Genomic DNA, 21,078 nt, shown 5'->3' with positions numbered 1-21,078 from the left:
TTTCCAATTTTCCAATTTTCCAAAGATTATCAGCGGATTTGGCAAGTTGTCAAGTGTTTTTTAAGGTGTTTACCGCCATACCTGTACTTAAAAACACCTGACCGCTTAGTGTTGTGATGACAGGGGTGTGCATGAGAGCGTCCATGACAGGCCCTTTGATTTCGGTAAAGTGTAATTGCTTGTCGTCCATGATGAGCGTGCGGTTAAAGTCGGCAAGCATTTCTTGGGCGGATAAATCCACGTGATTGACCGCCGTCATGATGATGACGATGTGGCGAGCGGTAGGATACTCACGACAGATGTCATCTAGGGCGGTGCGGACGGTGGCGACATTGCCAAAATACAGGCTCTCATCAATGCGAATGAGTATGATATTTTCAAAAGTTTGTGCCTGATGGCGACAAATGTTACGAAAATGTTCACTGTCTGCTATCTGCCCCACAACCGCCACATGTGCACGGTGCGAGCGATAAATAATCAGAGCAAAACTGACCAAAAGCCCTGTAATAAGTCCAACATTTAACCCAAAGCCCACACATGCCACAAAGGTCATGGCAAGGGTTAGAGCTTCATTTTTGTCTTGGGTATAGGCAATCTTAAAACTTGTTACATCGATCATGGCAATGGCGGAGGTGATGATGATGGCAGAGAGTACCGCATAGGGTAGCCCCGTGATGAATTGCCCCAAAAATAACGCAATAATCAGCACTCCCACAGCACAGATAATGGATGATAGGGGGGTGTTTGCTCCGAGTGCAACATTTAAACTGGTGCGAGAGATGCCACCTGAGACAGCAAATCCACCAAAAAATGAACTTGCGATATTGGCAAGCCCCAACCCTTTTAGTTCATGGTTGGGAGTAAATGATTCTTGGCGGATGCGTGCCAAATTACCTGCCACACTGGCACTGGATATAAAGGCAATGAGTGCAATAAGTAAGGCTGATGGCAATAATGTGATGATGATGTCCAAATCTACCACAGGCAAGGCAGGCAAAGGTAGGTGTGTAGGTAAAGAGATGAGTGTGGCAATACCCAAATTAGCAAAACCATAATGGCGAGCGATGATGATACTTAGAGCAACGAGTATCACAATAAAAAAACGAGTGATGTGAGCATGAGAGGACTTAGGCAGCAGGCGATACAGCACGCCGTGCATGAGCGTGGGGCGATAGCGATTTATAAGTAGCAGTCCCAATGCCCCCAGCCCCAATACAGCAGTTGGCAGATGAAATAATCGCCCCTGCCCTACCATCTTAGTCATCATCTCTATCAATCCACTACCTGATAATGGCATGCCAATTAAGTGCTTTAACTGCCCCAAAATAATCAGCACAGATGCCCCACTAATAAAGCCACTGGTTACGCCACGACTAACAAACTGCATGATCCAGCCCAAACGTATCACATGGGCGAGCATGAGTAGCACACCAACCATCAAAGCGAGCGTTATCGCCATTTGCTGATATTGCAAACTGCCCAACTCATAAGATGACAATGCCCCTGCTGTCATGATGGCGGTAATGGCAACAGGGCCTACGGCATTGACCGAGCTTGACCCCACATAGGCATATACCAGTGTTGGCACAATGGCACTATATAGACCCATGACAGGGGGCAGCCCTGCCAACAAGGCATAGCCCAAACTTTGGGGGATGACCAGCACCGCCATCATCAGCCCCGTACCAAGCTCAGGCAAGATACGCTTTGGCTCTGCCAACAATGGAACTAACCATGTGGGCATGAGAGTGATGGAGAGTCGCTTCATGAATGTCATATTTTATTTTCCATATTTGTATTTGATTGATGGTTTATTTGGTTTTATCAATCAAACAGACGTGTATTTGTGAGTATTTATGGGTATTTGGTGATTGTTGCGTCCAATTAGACCTGCCCTACCATCAGATTTGACATACACAAAATGGCAGACCCGTACGCCCAAACAAATCCAATCACACCCAACTTTAATGACTTAATGAGCCTCCTCCCAATTGTTACCCACACCCACCTCCACAACAAGCGGTACAGTAAACGCCACATCCCAGCCTAACTCTTTGGCGGTATCGGTCAGCACGTTTTGCATGGCAGTTTTGATAATCTCACCCATCTCATCTGCCTTATCACTGTCCACTTCAAACACCAATTCATCATGCACTTGGAGCATAAGTTTGGCATGGTCTTTGGGCAGGATTTTATCCACGGCTATCATGGCAAGTTTGATGATTTCGGCGGCAGAGCCTTGTAAGGGGGCGTTAATGCTTGCTCGCTCCGCCCCTTGTCGTATCATGGTGTTTGATGAGTTGATATCAGGGGCGTAGAGCTTACGTCCCAAAATGGTGGTAACATAACCTGTTGATTTCACGTAACTTTTGGTATTTTCCATGTAGTCATGTATGGCAGGATAACGGGCAAAATACCGCTTGATGTAGTCCTTTGCCACACCATTTTCTACGCCCAGCTGTTTGGCAAGCCCAAACACGCCCATGCCGTATAGCAACCCAAAATTGACCGCCTTTGCCGAACGTCTCTCGTTTGGCGTTACGTCCGCCAAGTCTTTACCCATAATCTCGGCGGCGGTGGCGGTGTGAATGTCTAGGTTGTTTTTAAAGGCGTTAATCAAACTCTCATCGCCACTAAAATGAGCCATGAGCCGCAGCTCAATCTGCGAATAGTCCGCCGCCATAATCACACGCCCTGTCGGTGCAATAAAGGCTTCACGAATGAGTCGCCCTGTGTCGGTGCGAATGGGGATATTTTGTAGGTTGGGGTCTGATGACGACAGTCGCCCCGTACTCGTCAAGGCTTGGTGGTAGCTGGTATGCACTCGCCCCTGTTTGTCGGCGACTTTGGCAAGAGCGTCCGTGTAGGTGCTTTTGAGCTTGGAGAGACTTCTATGTTCTAGCACCACGTCCACAAGCGGGTGGTCAATCTTGGCAAGCACCGCCTCGGATGTGGAATATTGTCCTGTTTTGGTTTTTTTACCGCCTAATATGCCTAGTTTGTCAAACAAAATCTCGCCAAGCTGTTTTGGGCTTGCCACGTTAAAGGTCTCGCCCGCCAATTCAAACGCCTTTTGTTCTAACTGGCTGATTTGATTGTCAAAAGCAAGCGACAATTTACCCAAAAATTCAGTTTTTATCAAAATGCCGTCATGCTCCATTTGGGCTAGGATTTGGGCGGTAGGGATTTCTAATTGGTGCAACAGGCTATTGGCATTAGTATCTTTTTGCAAATACTCGTCAAACACACTAAACAAACGATACGTAATGTCCGCATCTTCGCACGCATAGTCGCTTGCCTTATCCATGTCCACTTTATCAAAGCTAAGCTGTTTTGCCCCTTTGCCTGCCACGTCTTCAAAGGTGGTGGTAGTTACGCCCAGATAGTGGCGTGCCAAATCGTCCATATTATGCCGTGTTGCCACACCGTTAATCACATAACTGGCGAGCATTGTGTCCATATGCCAATTATTTAATTCAATGCCATATTTTTTAAAAATATGACTGTCGTATTTAATGTGCTGTCCGATTTTGCCGATATTGGGGTTTTGTAAAATGGGTTTTAATTCATTTAAAACAAAGTCTCTATCTAATTGGTTATCCAATAAAATATCAAAATCGCCCGTATGCCCCACAGGGATATAATAGCCTTCATAATTGGTTGTAGCGATAGATACCCCAACCAACTCTGCTTTTTGCCAATCAATGCTGGTCGTCTCAGTATCAATGGCAAAATAAGGCACATTCTTTAATTTATCAATAAACTTATGAAATTCATCAAGGCTATTTATGGTTTTATAAGTACCTTGTTTAATGGGTAAGGGTTTAACAGATAATTCATCGCTGTTATCAGCCAAATTATCATCAAAAGGATTGTTTAATTCATTATCGGTATTGTCATTATTAAATAAATCATTGGTAACGGATGGCTCTGTCATTGTTAATAATGCCAACTGTTCTGCCATTTCTTTTTTAAATTCTAATGTCTTAAATAACTCATATAACGCTTTGGCACGTTTTATTTGTGTCTCTTTGTCATTGTCTAATCTTAATTCGTCAAATGAAATGGGTAATTGTAAATCGGTAACAATCGTGGCAAGGGTACGATTTAGGGGAATCTCATCTTGATGTTCAGCAATTTTTTGTCCAACCATACCTTTGATATTGGCAAGATTTGCCAAAATGCCGTCAATGTCGCCATACTCACCAAGGAGTTTGCTTGCTGTCTTTGCACCCACTTTGGGAATACCTGCAATGCCATCTGATGAATCGCCCATGAGTGTGAGATAATCGGCAATTTGGGTGTTGTGTACGCCAAATTTGTCAAACACGCCTGCCACGTCTGTGATTTTATCTTTAAAGCTGTCTTCTAAAATCACACAGTCATTGACAAGCTGTGCCATGTCCTTGTCGCCTGTGGAGATGACAACAGGGTAGCCCTGCATACAGGCGTTACGAGCAAGTGTGCCAATGATGTCATCTGCTTCAAAACCATCAATTTTAATAAGAGCAATGCCCAACTTTTCAATCAACTCATGAATGTAGGGAATTTGTACTTGTAAATCCTCATCCATGGGCGGACGATGGGCTTTATAAAGGTCCGATAATTTATGGCGAAAAGTTGGGGCTTTTGTGTCAAAAGCGACCGCCATGTGGGTAGGGTTGTACTTTTTCATGAGTTTACCCAAAGCATTTAGCACGCCACGAGTGGCGTTGGTGGGCAAGCCGTCTTGGTTGGACAAGGGGGGCAAGCCGTGAAAACAGCGAAATAGGTAATATGAACCATCCACCAAAATCACAGGCGGACGATTGTTGTCAATGCCAGATGTATCAAATTTGGCAAGGTTGGGAATGCTGGTGTAGGTCATGGTATGTTTTAGTAAGAATTTAAGATGACGCCAAAATGGCTAAACTAGGAGTAATCTGCCCACAAGATATCTTAATATCATCTGATATCACAGAATTTAGCGATGATTTATTTGTATTCGGTACACTCTACCTCTTCATCCACACAAAACATTTCATGGTGTTTGGCTCGGCATTGTTTAAGCACGTCCAAATGAGCCCTGCCACGACTGGCATTTTCAGAGCGATAGGTGTTGGTAAAGGCTTTGACCTTGCAAACGTGACGTACTCCCCTCCCTAAGGGAGGGGCTTCCTCCAGCGAGCGTATCACGTCCGATACGGAGAATGTTCTTAGCTGCATTGACATCTCTGTCGTGCGTGGTGTTACAAGCACCACAAGTCCATTCTCTTATTGCCAAACCTGCTCTACCTCTGGGACTGTTGTTAGTAATGGCACCACAACACGAACAGGTTTGGGTTGTAAAATGTTCATCCACTTCTTCATACAGACAACCTGCATGCTTGCACTTATAATCTAGCTGTCGTTTAAGTTCATACCAACTTGCGTCGTAAACCGATTTAGCCAGTTTGCTTGATGTGAATGTTTTTGAATTTAATTTACCAATCACAATCAAAGCATTTTGTTTGACCAGTTTGCTTGTAATTTGCTTGTAAATTGATGAATGGCGTTTAATCGTGAATTTTTAATTTTGGCATGTTTGGCATGCATGTATGGTTTTAACTTGCTTTTTCTTGTTGGCTCTTTGGGCTTTGGCTAGTTTATTTGCGTATTTTTGGGTGAATTTGGTGATTAGTTTATCACCATTGCTTGTTGTTACGCTATCTTTACAGCCTAAATCAAGACCTACAGAGTTTGTACCGCATTGTACCTTTTTAAATTGTTTTCGGCTTTTGGCGTGGGTTTCGTTAATGGCTTGGATGGTTTGGGAATGTAAGCCTAACAGCTCGCCACTGCCTTTGGTGTAGTCGTTTAAATCATAGGCAGATAAGAATTTGCCTGTACGCTGTAGGTATTTATAACTTAACTCATTAACATAATTCCATACAAAATTCACCGAACTTGCTAATTTTTCAAGTTGCTTTATTTTACTGTCATATATGCGTAGTTTGAGTGTTTTCATAGGTTTTGGTATGATTTTATTATTTTAATTATACATTGGTCTAATTTTATGTCAAGCCCTAAAATAGAGTTAAGATGGGGTCACCAAGTTATTTTGCAGGCAGTTGTGGCGGCGCACCGATTGAGATTATTAGACAGTATATTGAACATGAGTGTCGCTGACACGCAAGGACACCACATTAGGGTTTCCATGTCGCCTTATCCCCACTGCCTAAGTCGCAGGTTTACGGCGGTGGGGATAAAAAAGCATTCAATTTTGAAACACTGTCCAAATCTTACTTTTGGGTATGTTTCATTGATGAATGCTTTTTGTGGCAAAATACCAATACCAATACCAATGGGCTTTTACATGCGATTAGTATTTACGTACGGTACGTGCTTGCTCACGCCATACTTTTTTCTTGTAACGCTTGACCGCAGCGGCTTTTTTACGCTTACGCTCTTGGGTTGGTTTTTCGTAGAATTCTTTTTTGCGTACATCAGCCAAAACGCCTGCTTTTTCACAAGCACGTTTAAAGCGACGAATGGCAATGTCAACAGGTTCGTTTTCTTTGACCTTTACAGAAGGCATGGGTTACTCCGATTATCAAGACAGCTAAGGCATCAATTTGGCTGTATGTTATAATTAGCTGGTACGGTCTTGGCGTAGGCATCAGCTCAAATTGGAACAAGGTGTTTTTACAAAACCTGCCCATTATAACAAATATCCACCATAAATACAAGCGTTCATGTCTTAATTTTCTTAAATAACACCACCCCCATCAGGGCAACACAACCAGCAATAAAACCCACCATGCCATGATAAATCATCTGGGTCAGACCAGCAAACACCCCCGATAAATGTGATAAATGCTCGGCTTGATGATGAAGCATGTCCACACCATGCACCAAAATGCCACCACCAACCAAAAACATGGCAAGCGTGCCTGCAACAGACAAGAATTTCATCAGCAAAGGGGCAAAACCAAGCAACCAATTGCCCATTTTTTGTTTGATTGGGTCAGGTTGTGCCACCCAGTGCATCCCCACATCATCCATCTTGACAATCACCGCCACCAGTCCGTACACGCCCACCGTCATCACAACAGCAATGGCAGAAAGTGCCAACGCTTTGGACATAAATGTTGTCTGTGTCATTGTTCCAAGCGAGATGACCACAATCTCTGCCGATAAGATAAAGTCAGTAGCGATTGCCCCTTTGACTTTACCTCTCTCCAATGCCACCAAATCCTCATCATTGGCGTTGGCTTTTAGATGTGCCTCATGAATTTTCTCACCATCTGACTCATGGGGCAAGAGTTTGGGGGCAAATTTATGAATGACTTTTTCAGAACCTTCATAACACAAAAATAAGCCTCCAATCATCAACAAAGGTGTAATAAGCCATGCTGCCATCGCACTCATGCCAAGAGCAGCAGGGACAAGGATGCACTTATTGATAAATGACCCTTTTGCCACCGCCCACACCACCGCAAGCTCACGGTCAGCACGCACGCCCGTTACCTGCTGAGCGTTTAATGCCAAATCATCACCCAATACGCCCGCTGTTTTTTTGGCGGCGACTTTGGTCAGCACCGAGACATCATCTAGCACCGTTGCGATATCATCTAATAGTATAAGTAAACTGCCTGCCATGTTTGCCCCAGTTTTAGTCCAATTTATAAATATGGTGTTGAAAAAGAGCTATTTTAACACAACAACGTGAATATTTTTTGATAATCAGCACCCAATCATCCCATCCAACGCATCATCTACCACACTAGGGATTTGCAAAAACCAAAAGTGAGTAAAATGGTGCGTAAAATAATGAGTATTCTGCTTTTTATTTGAAGATTTTCATGAAAAATGCACATGATAAATACAAAAGACAAGCACATCCTAGTAAAACATGGCAAAATTTGGTATAATGAACCATTTTTCCTTATTATCATTATCGTTTATCATCATGACCATCAAACTTCACCCATCTATCACCCCAACCCCATCTATCGCCCTAACGCTCATCATGACCGCCTTACTGCTTGTTGGATGCAACCAAAACAGCAGTACCAACACAGACAATACAACAGCCACCTCAGACCAAACCCAAGGGGCAAATGCCGAGCCAATAAACAATGCCCCTGCCCACAATGATGACCCCAATCATCAGCCCGATGTCGCCCTTGCCCTACAAAACAACCTAAACAACTCAGGTCTAAACGCTCAGGTTCAATCTGTCATTTTAACTGACATGCCTGAGATGTATTGGGCGACTTTGGATGGTTTTTCACCATTTTTTGTTGATAAAACAGGTACTTATGTCATACAAGGTGCGGTCATGAAATTGGGCGATGGCGGACCTGTGGACATCAGCAGTGCCATGATGTCAAAGGCGGCCGTCTCTGAACTACAAGCCGTGGACAAATCCGAGATGATTGTATTCCCTGCCAAAGGCGAAACCAAAGCATCCATCTATGTGTTTTCAGACCCTACCTGCCATTATTGTCAGCTCCTACATAAAGAGATTGACCAAACCAACGCCGCTGGCATTGAAGTGCGTTATTTAGCATGGCCTCGTGGTGATTCTATGGTTGGACTCACAGAACGTGTATGGTGCAGCAGCGACCGTCAAGCCGCTCTAACCGATGCCAAAAAAGGCAAAAATATCACTGCTTCAAGCTGTGATAATCCTGTACGCAACCACATGGCACTGGGTCAGAGATTAGGTGTATCAGGCACGCCTGCCATCTTTGCTGAAAATGGACAACAGCTTGGGGGCTATCTACCATCGGCTGAGCTTGCCAAACAAGCCATTAATAATCGTTGATGGTTAATTTATAAATAACAAACAAAAAGGGCTGAGTTTAGCCCTTTTTCCGCTATTGATTAACCATATTTTGGATGGATTCGTAGGGGCAAATTGCAATTTGCCCTATATAAAATATTGATTTTTGGGCATGTGTTCGCCCTTACGTATCCACATTTAAGAACAGGGCATGTTGAACAATACCATCCTTTTTATAAATTTTAAAAATAAATCACCCCACCCATCACATCCCACCACCTGTTACAATTTTTACAAAAATTTTTGACAAAACCCATAAAAATTTTTACAAACCCCTAGCATAAGCCATGAACTTATGATAAGTTAAGCAGTTCGGTTTTACCGTCAATTTTTATTATAGATAACCAGTTGGGGCATTCATGAAAGATAAAATTAACATTGCGGTTTTGGGTCTGGGCACAGTTGGTACAGGCGTGGTCAACCTGCTAAAAGATAACGCCGTTGAGCTGTCTCGCCGTAGCGGTCATGACATCTGCATCACTCATGTCGGCACAAGACGGCAGCGAGATGACATTGACCCTGCCATCAAACAAAGCGATGATTTGATGGCAATCGCTGCCGATGATGATGTGGACATCGTCATCGAAGTGATTGGTGGCATGACTGTCGCCAAAGACATCATCATTCACGCCATCAAGCACAAAAAACACGTTGTTACCGCCAACAAAGCCTTACTTGCTGAGCATGGCAATGAGATTTTTGGGCTTGCCGAAGAGCATGGTGTGCAGGTGCGTTATGAAGCGGCGGTGGCAGGTGGCATCCCCATCATCAAAATCATCCGTGAAGCCCTAGCCGCCAACAAAGTGGACTGGGTGGCAGGCATCATCAATGGTACGGGCAACTTTATCCTAACTGAAATGCAACAAAAAAACCGTCGTTTTGGCGACGTACTAAAAGAAGCCCAAGCCCTAGGCTATGCCGAAGCTGACCCCACCTTTGATGTTGAGGGTATTGATGCCGCCCACAAGCTGTCCTTGTTGGCATCGATTGCCTTTGGCATTCCTTTGCAGTTTAACAAAGTGTACTGTGAAGGCATCACCAAAATTAACCTACAAGACGTGGTCTACGCCAAAGAGCTTGGCTACACCATCAAGCATCTCGGCTTTGCGTTTCGTCGTGAACACGGCTTTGAGCTACGTGTCCATCCCACGCTCATCCCCAACAGCACCCTACTTGCCAATGTCAATGGCGTAAAAAATGCCGTCATGGTAGATGCTCACCCGCTGGGGCAGTCGTTGTATTATGGCGATGGTGCAGGAGCAGGGGCAACAGCATCGGCAGTCATGGCGGATGTCATGGACTTGATTTATGTCATCAATGCCAACACCCCAAGCGACGTACCACATCTGGCGTTCGTCCCCGAAGAACTGTCCGACACTCGCATCCTATCTAGCGACGAGATGACCTGTGGCTACTATCTGCGCTTGACGGTCAAAGATGAGCTGGGCGTACTGGCTGACACCACTCGTATTTTGAGTGAAAACGGCATTAATATTGACGCCATCATGCAACGTGACGCCCACAAATCAGGGCTGGTGCCTGTCATCATCTTGACCTTGCCTGTACTTGAATCACAGATGAACAAAGCCATCAAAGAGATAGAAGCCCTTGGGGCGGTCACCGAGCCTGTGGTGCGTATCCGCCTAGAAAGCTTGGAATAATAAAGCCAAACCACAAATGGCAGAGTGCAAGATTATAAATTGTCAATTCCCTACCATTTGTGGCATAATAGCGTTATTTGAATAGTCATCCGTTAGGAGTTCTCATGAAAGCCAAATTATTTACCGCCATCATCAGCACCAGCCTATTACTTAGTGCCTGCGGGGGTCATAACAACCCAAAAGCCGTGGACAAACTAGAAGAAGCCGAAGCCAATGCCATCGCCAATGCCCCAAAAGCCGAAGAAGTGAGATTTGACGACCACGGACAGCCTACGATGGGTGGTGTTGGCGGAGCGACAGATGGAGCGGTCTCCCCGACCACGGCGGAGCCTACCCTATCCGAAGCAGAGCCATCAAGTGCCGAGCCAGCAGAACCTGTGGCGACCGCCGAAGCTCCCCAAGCTGATACCACTGCCAAGACTGAGCAATAACAACCACAAAAAATACCGCCTGTCATTGCCAAGCGGTATTTTTATATCCAGACCCTAATGCCTTTGTTCCACCACGAGCGAATCTATGCCATTACTACTTAATCTTCTGCTGGCAGAGAGTGCTTCTTCCTTGGAATTCATCGTGTTGGAGATGACCTGATACAGCTCCATGCCGTCATCCACACGCTTGATGACCCGAGCATCGACACCCGACATCATGACTTCGGCTCGCATGCGGTCAGCTTCATCAGGGCTGTCATAACTACGAATCTGCAAGATATAGCTGTTATTGACTGCCGTGATATTGATATTGCCCCCTGCACCGTTTGCCCTATCGTCATCTGCCCCATCATAGGTCAGCTCTTCTTCGGTAATGACCACAGCATCTGCCTGCCCTGACGGCACGCCATCTTGTCTGGGTCTGGTCGCATCGTTTTGCTCAGACGTGACCACCGCATCAGGCTTGGTCGTCGCTTGGTCGTCGCTTGGCTCCACGCTCTTAGTGCCCGTCATACTCTCCCCTGTTTGAAATTCACGGGTCGGCAAGACTTCATAAAACTCAAAATCATTAGACTCATCTGTTTGGGGCAACGGCTCAACCTTGACAGGTGGATTGACTTCCACATCGGTCTTAAAGCCATCAAACAAAGGTGATAGGTACAAGAAAAGTCCTATCATGACAGCAATCACCGCCCCCACGAACATCCAAAGCAGGCTAATAAGCCCTGATGACGTGCGAACCTTTTGTTCACGACTGACTGGTTTATCATAAGGTCTTTGGGGCATAGAATACCTTTTATGGTTGTTTGTGATTGGCTAGGGCGTGCCTGCCTTTTATAACACTATTTACAATTTAAAAATTTTTAGAAAAACCTAATCGTTTTTGCATAAAAAATGACATCCGACTACTTAATTTAAAAAGTTAAGTAAAAATCTTAGAGCTTACCCAGTTAAGCGGTCGGATTGTTTTTCATAACAAAAACTTGTCTGATAGAAAACTCATAGCCTTTGTTTTTCCTTGAAAAACGGGCGCTTCCCCTGCTTTTTTAGATAGGCATTTTTCATTGCAAATACAAAAGGTAGGCACGCCCTATTTGTTTTTTGGAAAATACTTTTAGTATAATCATTTTTTTTAAAAATTTTTATAAAAATATTGTAACATTTTTTAACGCCACATCACACAGGATGGCTTTTGTTGTTTAGGGCATATCTACCCTTGATGGTATGTTTGTGCTTTAAAAAGATTTTAGGGCGTGCCTGCCCTTTATAACACTATTTACAATATAGAAATATTTTATAAATAAACTAATCGTTTTTGCATGAAAAATGGCTAAATCTTGTGGCTCGAAGTCAAAAGCTCGTTTGATAGAACGACTATCAAACTTCACTTTTTCCTTGAAAAACGTGCGATTTTTCGTGATTTTCATTGCAAATACAAAAGGCAGGCACGCCCTAGAAATAAAAGATGTTTTTGTGTCAACAACTTATCATTACCCAAGGGCGAATCTTGATAAGTTCACCTGACATTTTTCCAAAAAAAATCACCCAAAATCCAAAAGCTGATAAACTTTTGGATTTTGGGCAAACCATGCCACAAGACATCTTAACAGGATATTAGGGCGTTTTTATTTTACGCCTTTAACTGGCGTTCCATCTCATCAAACTCGCCCATAATCTTGGCATTGGGTGGCGGGGTCAAAAGTGAGACAACCACAGTCGTGATGGCACTGAGCACAAAACCGGGCATAATGGAATAAATGGCATCATTGGCAGGCTGTCCGCCAATCGTAATGTCCCCATACACCCAAATAATGACAGTCAATGCCCCGACAATCATGCCTGCCAACGCCCCTTGGTAGTTCATGCGCCTCCACACGAGCGAGAGCAGCACCAAAGGACCAAACGCCGCCCCAAAGCCTGCCCACGCGTGCGACACCATCTTTAACACCGAGTTGTCTTTGTCCCCCGCCAGCATAATCCCAAGCATCGCCACCAGCACCACCGAGATACGTCCGACCATGATTTGGCGGGATTCGGATGCTTCTTTGTCCAAAAACAGCTTGTACACATCACGGGTGAGCGAACTTGACACCACCAGTAGCTGACTAGAAATGGTACTCATAATCGCCGCCAATATCGCTGCCAGCAAAAAGCCACCGATGAGCGGATGGAACAAAAGCTGTGAGAACACCAAGAAAATCGTCTCAGGGTCATCTAGGCTCATGCCCTTGTTATGGATATATGCCACACCCGACACACCAACGAGTAATGCTCCAATCAAGCTCAATATCATCCAGCCCATACCAATACCACACGCCACCGGCACGTCCTTGACCGAGCGAATCGCCATAAACCGCACGATGATGTGTGGCTGTCCAAAATAGCCCAGACCCCACGCTGCCAGCGATATCGCTCCCATGACACTCACGCCATTCATGATGTTAAACAGCTCAGGATTCACAGAACGTGCCACGTCCATGCCAGCACTGACACCACCGATTTCATTAAAGGCGACAAACGGCACCAGTAGCATGGCGATGAGCATGATCACCCCTTGGACGAAGTCAGTCAAGGACACCGCCAAAAATCCGCCAAAGAGCGTATACGCCACGACCACGCCTGCCGTCACCCACAGACCCAAACTATAATCAAGCCCGAGCGAGCTTTCAAAAAGCTTGCCACCACCGACCAGACTTGCCGCCGTATAGACCGTAAAGAATATAATCACCACGATGGCAGAGACCATGCGGAGTAGGTGCGTTTTGTCATCAAAGCGATTGGCAAAAAAGTCAGGCAAAGTAATGGCATTACCTGCCACCTCGGTATACACACGCAGACGTGGAGCAACAAGCAGATAGTTGGCAAATGCCCCGACCGTCAGCCCCCCTGCTATCCATAAGCTTACAATGCCTGATGCATACATATAACCAGGCAACCCCAGCAGTAGCCAGCCCGACATATCAGACGCCCCCGCCGAGAGTGCCGTTACCGCAGGCGATAAGTTACGCCCACCCAGCATGTAGCCTTCAACGTCTTTTTTTTGTTTAAAGTAGGCGTACACACCGATGGCAATCATGCCCAAAAAATAAATCGACAGCGAAATCCATACGCCTGCCCCACCTGTTGTCACAGCATCCATGACACACTCCTTACATTATTTAACAAGTTTAACAAAAAGTAACAAGTGATTATAACAAAATTAAATTCATTTGCAAATGGGGATACTTTATAAAAACACTTGTTATTTTTTATCACATTATCACACATCTAACAAATCCATTGGCTGATTTGCAAAAAACCCTTGTCATATCGCCCAAACTGGCTTATAATAGTTCGCTATTTTGCAAATTCTTTTGCACTTTTTTGTATGATGATTGGTCGAAAATCATCATTTTTGTAGCCTTTTAATATAGGAAATCCTTATGAGCTATACTCTAACTACGGTAGCACGTGCTACCGATGAGCAGGGCAAAGGTTCGAGCCGCCGCCTGCGTAAAGCCAACCTAATCCCTGCCATCGTATATGGCGGTGATGCCAAGCCACTGTCTGTAAGCGTCAAGCTAAATGAATTAGTAAAAGCCATCCAAGATGAGAGCTTCTTTTCAAGCGTAACCACACTGGCACTAGATGGCAGCGAAAACGAAGAAGTTATCATTAAAGCCTTACAACGCCATCCTTCAAAAGGCACGCCACTACATGTGGACTTCCAACGTGTTGTTCGTGGTCAAACCATGCACTTTACTGTGCCTGTACACTTCACTGGCACCGCTAAGGGCGTAAAATCTGGTGGTATCCTACAAACCAACGTAACCGAGCTACACATCAACTGCTTGCCACGCCAACTGCCAGAAGCCATCGAAGTGGACGTGACCGACCTAGAAATCGGTGACCTACTACGTTTCTCTGACATCAAACTTGCCGATGGCATTACCATCGTTGAGCTTGACAGCAATGCCACCGACCGTGTCGTGGTTAGCGTACAAGCACCGACTGTTTCTGCTGACAGTGAAGAGAGCACAAGCGAAGAGAGCACAGACACTGAATAAGTCATCAATCTCAACAAAAGCCAATGGGTCATCTATTGGCTTTTTGTTTATTTCATCATCTATGGGGCAATCATGATAAAACTCATCGTCGGTTTGGGCAATGTCGGTGCAGAATACAAAGACACTCGCCATAATGCAGGCTTTTGGTTTGCGGACGCTTTGTGCGACAAATTTGGCATCACGCTCACTCATGACAAAAAATTCCATGGCAGTGTCGGGCGTGGCACGATATACGGACAAGATGTCCGCCTGCTGACCCCTGACACCTTCATGAACCGCTCAGGAATGGCGGTCGCCCCCTTTGCCAAATTCTATAACATCGCCCCCCATGAGATACTCATCGCTCATGATGAGCTTGACATCTCGGCAGGGAGTCTACGCCTAAAAAAGGGGGGCGGACATGGTGGGCATAACGGCTTAAAGGACATCGTCCCCCACATCGGAGCGGACTTTTGGCGACTGCGTGTGGGTATCGGCAGACCTGCTCACTCATCCATGGTCAGTGGTTGGGTGCTGTCAAAACCCATGTCCGATGACCGTGTCAATATAGATAGAGCGATAGAGTGTGGCATGAATGCCTTGGAGTTACTCATCAAAGGCGATGAACAAAAGGCGATTAGCCTTGCCAATGGGTTTAAACTACCAACATGAGTGCCTTTGCCCATTTATTCGCCCAGCCCGTCCGTTTGCTTGCCCCAATGGAAGGCTTGACCGACCCACTCATGAGACAGATTTTGACACAGATTGCTCACGATTTGGGTCGCCCTTATGATTGGTCGGTGAGCGAATTTATCCGTGTCACCCATTATCCCCTGCCCGCCCATGTGTTTTATAAATATGTGCCAGAGCTACACACAAACGGCAAGACGACAAGTGGTACGCCCATTCATGTTCAGCTACTTGGCAACAATCCTGAGACCATGAGCCAAAGTGCCGTTACGGCGGTGTCACTTGGGGCGTGTGCGATTGACCTAAACTTCGGCTGTCCTGCCAAAACAGTCAATAACCACAAAGGCGGTTCGGTACTGCTTGATGAACCTGATACATTGCACGCCATCATCTCTGCCGTGCGTGGAGCTGCACCTGCCCATATCCCCGTATCGGCAAAAATCCGCCTAGGCTATACTGACATGGATAAAATGCACGACATCGGGCAGGCGGTCAAGTCCGCCAACGCAAGCTGGCTGACCATTCACGCACGCACCAAAGTGCAAGGCTACAAGCCCCCTGCTTATTGGGACAAAATCGCCCCCTTTACCGAGCTTGGCTTGCCCATCATTGCCAATGGCGAGATTTGGAACGCTACTCATGCCCACGACTGCATCAGTCAGGCAAACACACCGCACTTGATGCTTGGGCGTGGGGCGGTAACTCGCCCAGACCTTGTGGCAAGTATTGAAAACACGGACAAAACCTTGACATGGGCGGACTTAGTCCCCCACCAAATCGCTTTTTTGAATGACACCACCGACAACCAAAGCGGACTGATTGGGCGTTACAAACAATGGCTTGGCATGCTCACCAAAGGCTATGATGAAGCGGATAGGCTGTGGAATGTTGTCAAAAAAGAAAAGGGCAAAGCACAAATTATTTCGCATTTATCCCAATCAGTGCTTACTTAGCTGACAAGCACAAATAAAGGGCAGTCATCAAGACCGCCCTTTTGTTTTATTATTATCTCATTCTCAACTTTGTATAAGCGATTGATTTATCAAGGGCGAATTGCAGTTCGCCCCTACAACCAAAAAATAATTATTGAAAAATCAACAAGTTACTATTCTAAGTTGAGAATGAAGTTATCAGCAATGACAGTTTTAGCCCTTAATCCGCTCAATATTTACCCCAAGCGATTTAAGTTTACTCTCCACATTATCATAACCCCGATCAATGTGATAAATGCGGTCTATGATGCTCTCGCCATCTGCACACGCCGCCGCCATGACAAGCGACATGGACGCACGCAAATCGGTTGCCATGACAGGAGCAGGCATAAAGCTCTCCACGCCTGTTACAATGGCGGTATGCCCGTCAATGCGGATATTTGCCCCCATGCGGTTTAGCTCAGGGACGTGCATAAAGCGGTTTTCAAAGATGTTTTCAATAATAGTGCTGGTGCCGTCCGCCAAACAGCACACCGCCATGAGCTGTGCCTGCATATCAGTCGGAAAACCAGGGTGGACTTGAGTGCGAATATCCACCGCCTTGAGCCTGCCTTTCATCACGGCACGAATCCAGTCATCACCTGTGCTAATGGTCGCTCCCATGGCTTCAAATTTCTTTAAGACAGGGTGCAAGAGTTCAGCCGATGTGTTGGTGGTCAAGACATCGCCTTCACTCATCAATGCCCCAGCCAGATACGAACCCGTCTCAATGCGGTCAGCAATCACGCTATATTCACAGCCGTGCAAACTCTCCACGCCTTCGATAATCATGGTTGGCGTGCCAATGCCATCAATCTTTGCCCCCATGGCGACAAGCATATTTGCCAAATCCACCACTTCTGGCTCACAGGCACAGTTTTCAAGGCGAGTTGTGCCACGAGCCAAAGACGCTGCCATGATGACGTTTTCGGTGCCACCGACCGTTACCATATCAAAGGCAAAATCACAGCCCATCAAACGTCCACCAGCAGGGGCTTTGGCTTTGACATAGCCATTTTCTACCAAGATGGTCGCCCCCATGGCTTCAAAGGCTTTTAGGTGCTGATCCACAGGACGTGAACCGATGGAACAGCCCCCCGGTAGAGAGACTTCGGCTTCGCCAAACCGCCCTAGCAACGCCCCCAATACCAAGATAGACGCACGCATGGTACGCACGAGCTCATATGGAGCATAATAGTTGGCGACGTGGCGAGCGTCTGCGATGACGGTGTTGCCTTCTTTTTTGATATTTACACCCATGCCAGCGATGAGCTTGATGAGCGTATCAGTGTCTTTTAGGGTAGGGACGTTGTGTAGCACCGTCTCATCGCTGGGCAGTAACATGGCGGCGAGCAATGGCAAGGCGGCGTTTTTTGAGCCAGAAATAACAACTTCCCCTGCGATACGACTTTTACCGATGATTTTGAATTTATCCATGATGGTCTCTATCAATTCAATATTTATTAAAAATAAAATGACAAATGCCCCATGGCGTATTTGTCATTTTTGGCGGTTAGGATTGACGAGCTTGGTATTCGGCAGGTGTCAAGGCGTGAATGGTCAAGGCATGCATGGCACCGCTTTGGATGTGCGGATTGACAATGGCATATACCGCTTGTTGGCGTTGCACCAAGCGTTTGCCATCAAAGCTATCATCCACGATAAGCACTTCAAATTTATTGCCTTGATTGACCGCTTGAATCTCGGCATCGGCAAAATGGGGGCGTAATAAAGCAATTAGGTCATCTGCATTCATAAAAAGTCTCTATATTTTGGGTAATGTTATTACCATCAAATCATGTCACTAGGGCGTGCCTGCCTTTGGTATTTGCAATGAAAAATGCCTATTTAAAAAAGCAGGGAAATCGTACGTTTTTGAAGGAAAAGTCCGCAGTTGATATTAGGACGTGTTGAACATTGATAACATTATTTATAAAACAAGATGAAAATGTTATCAATGGTAGGTACGCCCTTAAAAAAGCAGGTCATTATACCAAATTTCCTGCTTTTAACATAGAGCATGCCCACCCTTGATTAATACAGTTTACATTTTGGAAATTTTATAGCAATAAAATACCCCATTTTCATTGCCATGCACGAATCACAAAGCATGCACACCCAAAACATAAAACCTTATCAACTAAGGACTGCTGGTGTTATTGTACAAATTCACATAGCTTGATGTTGGATTGCCTTCCATCGTTATCACAGGAACGTTGGGGCGGTTGGTGCCTGCTGGTGTCTGCACCCCTGCATTTGGCTGAGATGGGCTCGATGGCATTTGTGTGGTTGGGGCGTTAGGATACATGCTTTGTGGATAGCTTGTGGTCGCCACGGGACTGTTGGGAGTAGGATAGACAGGCGTGTTTACTGTGTTGACCGCAGTGTTGCCACCATACACCATGCCCCCTGCATTCGGGTCATCTTCGATGGCGAGCGTATCCCCTGTCAAAGCCAGCTGTGATGTATCGCCATCGATGCGAGTGCCCAGCATTCGCACCCCTTCCATGCCCTGCACCGATGCGATGATGTTAATGATGGTCTGCTCTTGTTGGGCGGTCAAAAATCCCAGTAGGTATGCCATGTTATCTCGCACCACCAGTTTGTACTGCGACGACCTGATACCGCCTGCACTCACGATTTTGGCGATGATTTTTGATTTTAGGTAGTTTTCATGCAGGGTGTGACTTTGAGCCTTAGGCGTAATGGTCACGGTCAGATTGTCATACACTTGTTTGACATCATTAATCGACGCCACCATATTCGCCACGTCCGTTTTGACCTGCTCGCTTGGCACTTCACCTGTCAGCAGTACTTCACGGCGAAAACTGTCAATGGCAATGCGTACATTATTCTCACCCACACCCCTAATATTGGTCAGATTCTTATAACTGGTGCGTTCGATGGCTTCATCGCTGATACGCTCGGGGATGGTGCGGTACATGGCAGGCACGCCATAGTAACCCGTGTTGGCATTGGTGCTGGTATTGGCGTTTTGAGTGGCACAGGCAGTCATGAGCATGGCGGCGGCAATCACGCCCACAAGCACTTTGATGGATGGTAAAGACGACATGGGTGTTTCCTAATAATCGGTTTGGCTCTCATTCTACCAAAAAGGCGTTTCTTAGCCAATGGGTTTTTGTCTGATTTTCATCATTTTTTTGCCCTGCTTGCCCTGTTGGTGGCACATCAAAGGCAATCACATCAAATCGGTACGCCAAGGCTTGCTTTTGACTGGTGGTGAGCCCAAGCTTGTCTAAAAATTCATCGCCATATACCAAAAAATGCTCCGCCGTCTTGATGATTTTGTTTTGCTTGGCACGAGTTACCGTCTCTACCGCCTGCCCGTAGCGAGCATTGGGGCTTATCTTACGCATTTTAACTTCTACAAACACGAGCGTCGGACACACCCCACCTGCCTGTCGTGGCTCATCATGATAAGCGATGATGTCAATCTCGCCTGTGCGATGTGCGGTGTAGTTGGTCGTGATGATACTCAACCCCTGCTGTATCAAAAACGCTTGGGCGAGCTGTTCATAATGGTCTCCAAGAGTTCTCATGGCGTACTCACTCAAAATGGGCTAGCATAACAAATTTTATAAAACTCTGCCAATATTTGTGGTTTTTATTTATAATACACCTTTTGCTTTTGATGAATCGCCATGAAATTAAGAATCCTAAGTGTCGGACACAAAATGCCTGCATGGGTACAGACAGGCGTGGACGAATACGCCAAACGCATACAGCCGATGATGAGTACTGAGATTGTGGAGATACCCCCCGCCAAACGTACCAAAAACCCATCGCCTGCCGAGATAGAAAAATACAAAATCCAAGAAGGACAAGCCATTTTGTCCGCTCGCCTACCCAAAGAAAGACTCTGGGTGCTAGAAGTCAAAGGCAAAATGCTCTCTACCGAACACCTTGCCGACCGCTTGCAGACTGCCATGACGGACGGCACCGACATCGCTCTGGTCATCGGCGGGGCGGACGGGGTGTCGGCGGACGTGCTAACGCAGGCAGATTTTAAATGGTCGTTGTCGGATTTGACCTTGCCCCACCCTTTGGTGCGAGTGGTGCTGATAGAACAACTCTATCGGGCGATGAGTATCATCAATAACCACCCCTATCATCGGGCGTGAGTGGGTGATTTTGGCGGTGTGGCATGAGCATTATTGATATCTTATTTTAAGGATTTTATGATACATATTTAGCCGTGCTACATACTCAAATAAACCACACCATTTGACAAAAATCATGTTATGATACCGCCATATTCCAAAGTCCAATCACACCATGACCCATCACAACCCCTACGCCACACCACAAGCCGAGCTTGATGGCGATGAGTATTTTGAATACGACACCACGCCTTTTTACAAACCCACAGGACGCATTGGGCGAGTGAAGTTTTTGGCACATAACGGCATTTGGCTCATGATTGCCTTTGTGGTTTTGTGGTTATTGCTTGTATACCAACCGAACTTAAAA

General features: G+C 45.9%; 19 protein-coding genes and 1 pseudogene. 8 read left to right on the top strand and 12 right to left on the bottom strand.

Going from position 1 to position 21,078, the window contains the following annotated elements; genetic code table 11:
* Positions 1 to 49: 49 nt before the first annotated feature.
* From B5J94_RS01260 to B5J94_RS01235, 6 genes and pseudogenes are all read right to left on the bottom strand, one after another.
* Positions 50 to 1,777 carry a SulP family inorganic anion transporter gene (locus tag B5J94_RS01260; protein WP_228144491.1) on the bottom strand — a complete coding sequence of 576 codons (1,728 nt, stop codon included), beginning with the start codon at positions 1,775 to 1,777 and terminating at the stop codon, positions 50 to 52.
* A 195-nt stretch (positions 1,778 to 1,972) separates the two neighbouring features.
* Positions 1,973 to 4,867 (bottom strand): DNA polymerase I, encoded by a 2,895-nt coding sequence (gene polA / locus B5J94_RS01255; protein WP_062499347.1) that lies wholly within the window; start codon positions 4,865 to 4,867, stop codon positions 1,973 to 1,975.
* A 107-nt stretch (positions 4,868 to 4,974) separates the two neighbouring features.
* On the bottom strand, positions 4,975 to 5,238 hold the full coding sequence (locus B5J94_RS14620; protein WP_228144490.1) for a hypothetical protein: 264 nt from the start codon (positions 5,236 to 5,238) through the stop codon (positions 4,975 to 4,977).
* Positions 5,144 to 5,986 (bottom strand): annotated as a pseudogene (locus tag B5J94_RS01245) (RNA-guided endonuclease InsQ/TnpB family protein); the annotation flags it as partial. The gene B5J94_RS14620 and the pseudogene B5J94_RS01245, both read right to left, overlap by 95 nt.
* Positions 5,987 to 6,340: 354 nt before the next feature.
* Positions 6,341 to 6,556 (bottom strand): 30S ribosomal protein S21, encoded by a 216-nt coding sequence (gene rpsU / locus B5J94_RS01240; protein ID WP_062499344.1) that lies wholly within the window; start codon positions 6,554 to 6,556, stop codon positions 6,341 to 6,343.
* A 155-nt stretch (positions 6,557 to 6,711) separates the two neighbouring features.
* Entirely contained in the window at positions 6,712 to 7,620 is a 909-nt protein-coding gene (locus B5J94_RS01235; protein WP_062499343.1) for a DUF808 domain-containing protein, read from the bottom strand.
* A 271-nt stretch (positions 7,621 to 7,891) separates the two neighbouring features.
* Here B5J94_RS01235 and B5J94_RS01230 point away from each other — a divergent pair, with 271 nt between their 5' ends.
* From B5J94_RS01230 to B5J94_RS01220, 3 genes are all read left to right on the top strand, one after another.
* Entirely contained in the window at positions 7,892 to 8,791 is a 900-nt protein-coding gene (locus tag B5J94_RS01230; protein WP_062499342.1) for a DsbC family protein, read from the top strand.
* Between the two features lie 377 nt (positions 8,792 to 9,168).
* The gene (locus tag B5J94_RS01225) at positions 9,169 to 10,470 is read left to right on the top strand and encodes a homoserine dehydrogenase (protein WP_062499341.1); all 1,302 of its coding nucleotides are present in this window, start codon (positions 9,169 to 9,171) and stop codon (positions 10,468 to 10,470) included.
* Positions 10,471 to 10,574: 104 nt separating this feature from the next.
* The gene (locus tag B5J94_RS01220; RefSeq protein ID WP_062499340.1) at positions 10,575 to 10,901 is read left to right on the top strand and encodes a hypothetical protein; all 327 of its coding nucleotides are present in this window, start codon (positions 10,575 to 10,577) and stop codon (positions 10,899 to 10,901) included.
* A 54-nt stretch (positions 10,902 to 10,955) separates the two neighbouring features.
* Here the strand turns inward: B5J94_RS01220 and B5J94_RS01215 are convergent, their stop codons facing one another.
* Positions 10,956 to 11,687 carry an SPOR domain-containing protein gene (locus B5J94_RS01215; protein WP_062499339.1) on the bottom strand — a complete coding sequence of 244 codons (732 nt, stop codon included), beginning with the start codon at positions 11,685 to 11,687 and terminating at the stop codon, positions 10,956 to 10,958.
* An 844-nt stretch (positions 11,688 to 12,531) separates the two neighbouring features.
* Positions 12,532 to 14,040, bottom strand: coding sequence for a sodium/proline symporter PutP (gene putP, locus B5J94_RS01205; RefSeq protein WP_062499943.1), 1,509 nt, complete (start codon positions 14,038 to 14,040; stop codon positions 12,532 to 12,534).
* A 283-nt stretch (positions 14,041 to 14,323) separates the two neighbouring features.
* Between putP and B5J94_RS01200 the strand changes: the two genes are divergently transcribed.
* From B5J94_RS01200 to B5J94_RS01190, 3 genes are all read left to right on the top strand, one after another.
* Entirely contained in the window at positions 14,324 to 14,947 is a 624-nt protein-coding gene (locus B5J94_RS01200) for a 50S ribosomal protein L25/general stress protein Ctc (RefSeq protein WP_062499942.1), read from the top strand.
* Positions 14,948 to 15,016: 69 nt separating this feature from the next.
* Complete coding sequence (pth, locus tag B5J94_RS01195) at positions 15,017 to 15,598, top strand: aminoacyl-tRNA hydrolase (RefSeq protein WP_062499940.1); 582 nt, start codon at positions 15,017 to 15,019, stop codon at positions 15,596 to 15,598.
* A complete protein-coding gene (locus tag B5J94_RS01190) occupies positions 15,595 to 16,569 on the top strand; it encodes a tRNA dihydrouridine synthase (protein ID WP_062499938.1) in 975 nt (324 codons plus the stop codon). The genes pth and B5J94_RS01190 overlap by 4 nt, the downstream gene beginning before the upstream one ends.
* Positions 16,570 to 16,761: 192 nt before the next feature.
* Here B5J94_RS01190 and murA read toward each other — a convergent pair whose 3' ends face one another.
* The 4 genes from murA to B5J94_RS01170 all read right to left on the bottom strand — a co-directional run bounded on the left by murA (position 16,762) and on the right by B5J94_RS01170 (position 20,147).
* A complete protein-coding gene (gene murA, locus B5J94_RS01185; RefSeq protein WP_062499936.1) occupies positions 16,762 to 18,024 on the bottom strand; it encodes a UDP-N-acetylglucosamine 1-carboxyvinyltransferase in 1,263 nt (420 codons plus the stop codon).
* 76 nt (positions 18,025 to 18,100) lie between these two features.
* Entirely contained in the window at positions 18,101 to 18,343 is a 243-nt protein-coding gene (locus B5J94_RS01180; RefSeq protein ID WP_062499934.1) for a BolA family protein, read from the bottom strand.
* 384 nt (positions 18,344 to 18,727) lie between these two features.
* Complete coding sequence (locus B5J94_RS01175) at positions 18,728 to 19,660, bottom strand: BON domain-containing protein (protein ID WP_062499933.1); 933 nt, start codon at positions 19,658 to 19,660, stop codon at positions 18,728 to 18,730.
* A gap of 28 nt (positions 19,661 to 19,688) precedes the next feature.
* A complete protein-coding gene (locus B5J94_RS01170) occupies positions 19,689 to 20,147 on the bottom strand; it encodes a YraN family protein (protein WP_062499931.1) in 459 nt (152 codons plus the stop codon).
* 102 nt (positions 20,148 to 20,249) lie between these two features.
* On the opposite strand from B5J94_RS01170, the gene rlmH reads away from it, so the two are divergent.
* Both rlmH and B5J94_RS01160 read left to right on the top strand, forming a co-directional pair.
* Positions 20,250 to 20,729 (top strand): 23S rRNA (pseudouridine(1915)-N(3))-methyltransferase RlmH, encoded by a 480-nt coding sequence (gene rlmH, locus B5J94_RS01165; protein ID WP_062499930.1) that lies wholly within the window; start codon positions 20,250 to 20,252, stop codon positions 20,727 to 20,729.
* 154 nt (positions 20,730 to 20,883) lie between these two features.
* The coding region (locus B5J94_RS01160; RefSeq protein ID WP_143821869.1) for a hypothetical protein at positions 20,884 to 21,078 on the top strand (195 nt) is incomplete at its 3' end.

The sequence above is a fragment of the Moraxella lacunata genome, assembly GCF_002027545.1.
In the GTDB taxonomy this organism is placed as follows: Bacteria; Pseudomonadota; Gammaproteobacteria; order Pseudomonadales; family Moraxellaceae; genus Moraxella; species Moraxella lacunata.
Note: the sequence above shows the minus strand (reverse complement) of the source record. Positions and strands in the feature narration are given on the sequence as shown.

What these genes read in the sequence shown, in the direction of transcription:
- B5J94_RS01260 (WP_228144491.1), bottom strand. Translation starts at nt 1,777, where the DNA reads ATGACATTCATGAAGCGACTCTCCATCACTCTCATGCCCACATGGTTA.
- polA (WP_062499347.1), bottom strand. Translation starts at nt 4,867, where the DNA reads ATGACCTACACCAGCATTCCCAACCTTGCCAAATTTGATACATCTGGC.
- rpsU (WP_062499344.1), bottom strand. Translation starts at nt 6,556, where the DNA reads ATGCCTTCTGTAAAGGTCAAAGAAAACGAACCTGTTGACATTGCCATT.
- B5J94_RS01235 (WP_062499343.1), bottom strand. Translation starts at nt 7,620, where the DNA reads ATGGCAGGCAGTTTACTTATACTATTAGATGATATCGCAACGGTGCTA.
- B5J94_RS01230 (WP_062499342.1), top strand. Translation starts at nt 7,892, where the DNA reads ATGAACCATTTTTCCTTATTATCATTATCGTTTATCATCATGACCATC.
- B5J94_RS01225 (WP_062499341.1), top strand. Translation starts at nt 9,169, where the DNA reads ATGAAAGATAAAATTAACATTGCGGTTTTGGGTCTGGGCACAGTTGGT.
- B5J94_RS01220 (WP_062499340.1), top strand. Translation starts at nt 10,575, where the DNA reads ATGAAAGCCAAATTATTTACCGCCATCATCAGCACCAGCCTATTACTT.
- B5J94_RS01215 (WP_062499339.1), bottom strand. Translation starts at nt 11,687, where the DNA reads ATGCCCCAAAGACCTTATGATAAACCAGTCAGTCGTGAACAAAAGGTT.
- putP (WP_062499943.1), bottom strand. Translation starts at nt 14,040, where the DNA reads ATGGATGCTGTGACAACAGGTGGGGCAGGCGTATGGATTTCGCTGTCG.
- B5J94_RS01200 (WP_062499942.1), top strand. Translation starts at nt 14,324, where the DNA reads ATGAGCTATACTCTAACTACGGTAGCACGTGCTACCGATGAGCAGGGC.
- B5J94_RS01190 (WP_062499938.1), top strand. Translation starts at nt 15,595, where the DNA reads ATGAGTGCCTTTGCCCATTTATTCGCCCAGCCCGTCCGTTTGCTTGCC.
- murA (WP_062499936.1), bottom strand. Translation starts at nt 18,024, where the DNA reads ATGGATAAATTCAAAATCATCGGTAAAAGTCGTATCGCAGGGGAAGTT.
- B5J94_RS01180 (WP_062499934.1), bottom strand. Translation starts at nt 18,343, where the DNA reads ATGAATGCAGATGACCTAATTGCTTTATTACGCCCCCATTTTGCCGAT.
- B5J94_RS01175 (WP_062499933.1), bottom strand. Translation starts at nt 19,660, where the DNA reads ATGTCGTCTTTACCATCCATCAAAGTGCTTGTGGGCGTGATTGCCGCC.
- B5J94_RS01170 (WP_062499931.1), bottom strand. Translation starts at nt 20,147, where the DNA reads ATGAGAACTCTTGGAGACCATTATGAACAGCTCGCCCAAGCGTTTTTG.
- rlmH (WP_062499930.1), top strand. Translation starts at nt 20,250, where the DNA reads ATGAAATTAAGAATCCTAAGTGTCGGACACAAAATGCCTGCATGGGTA.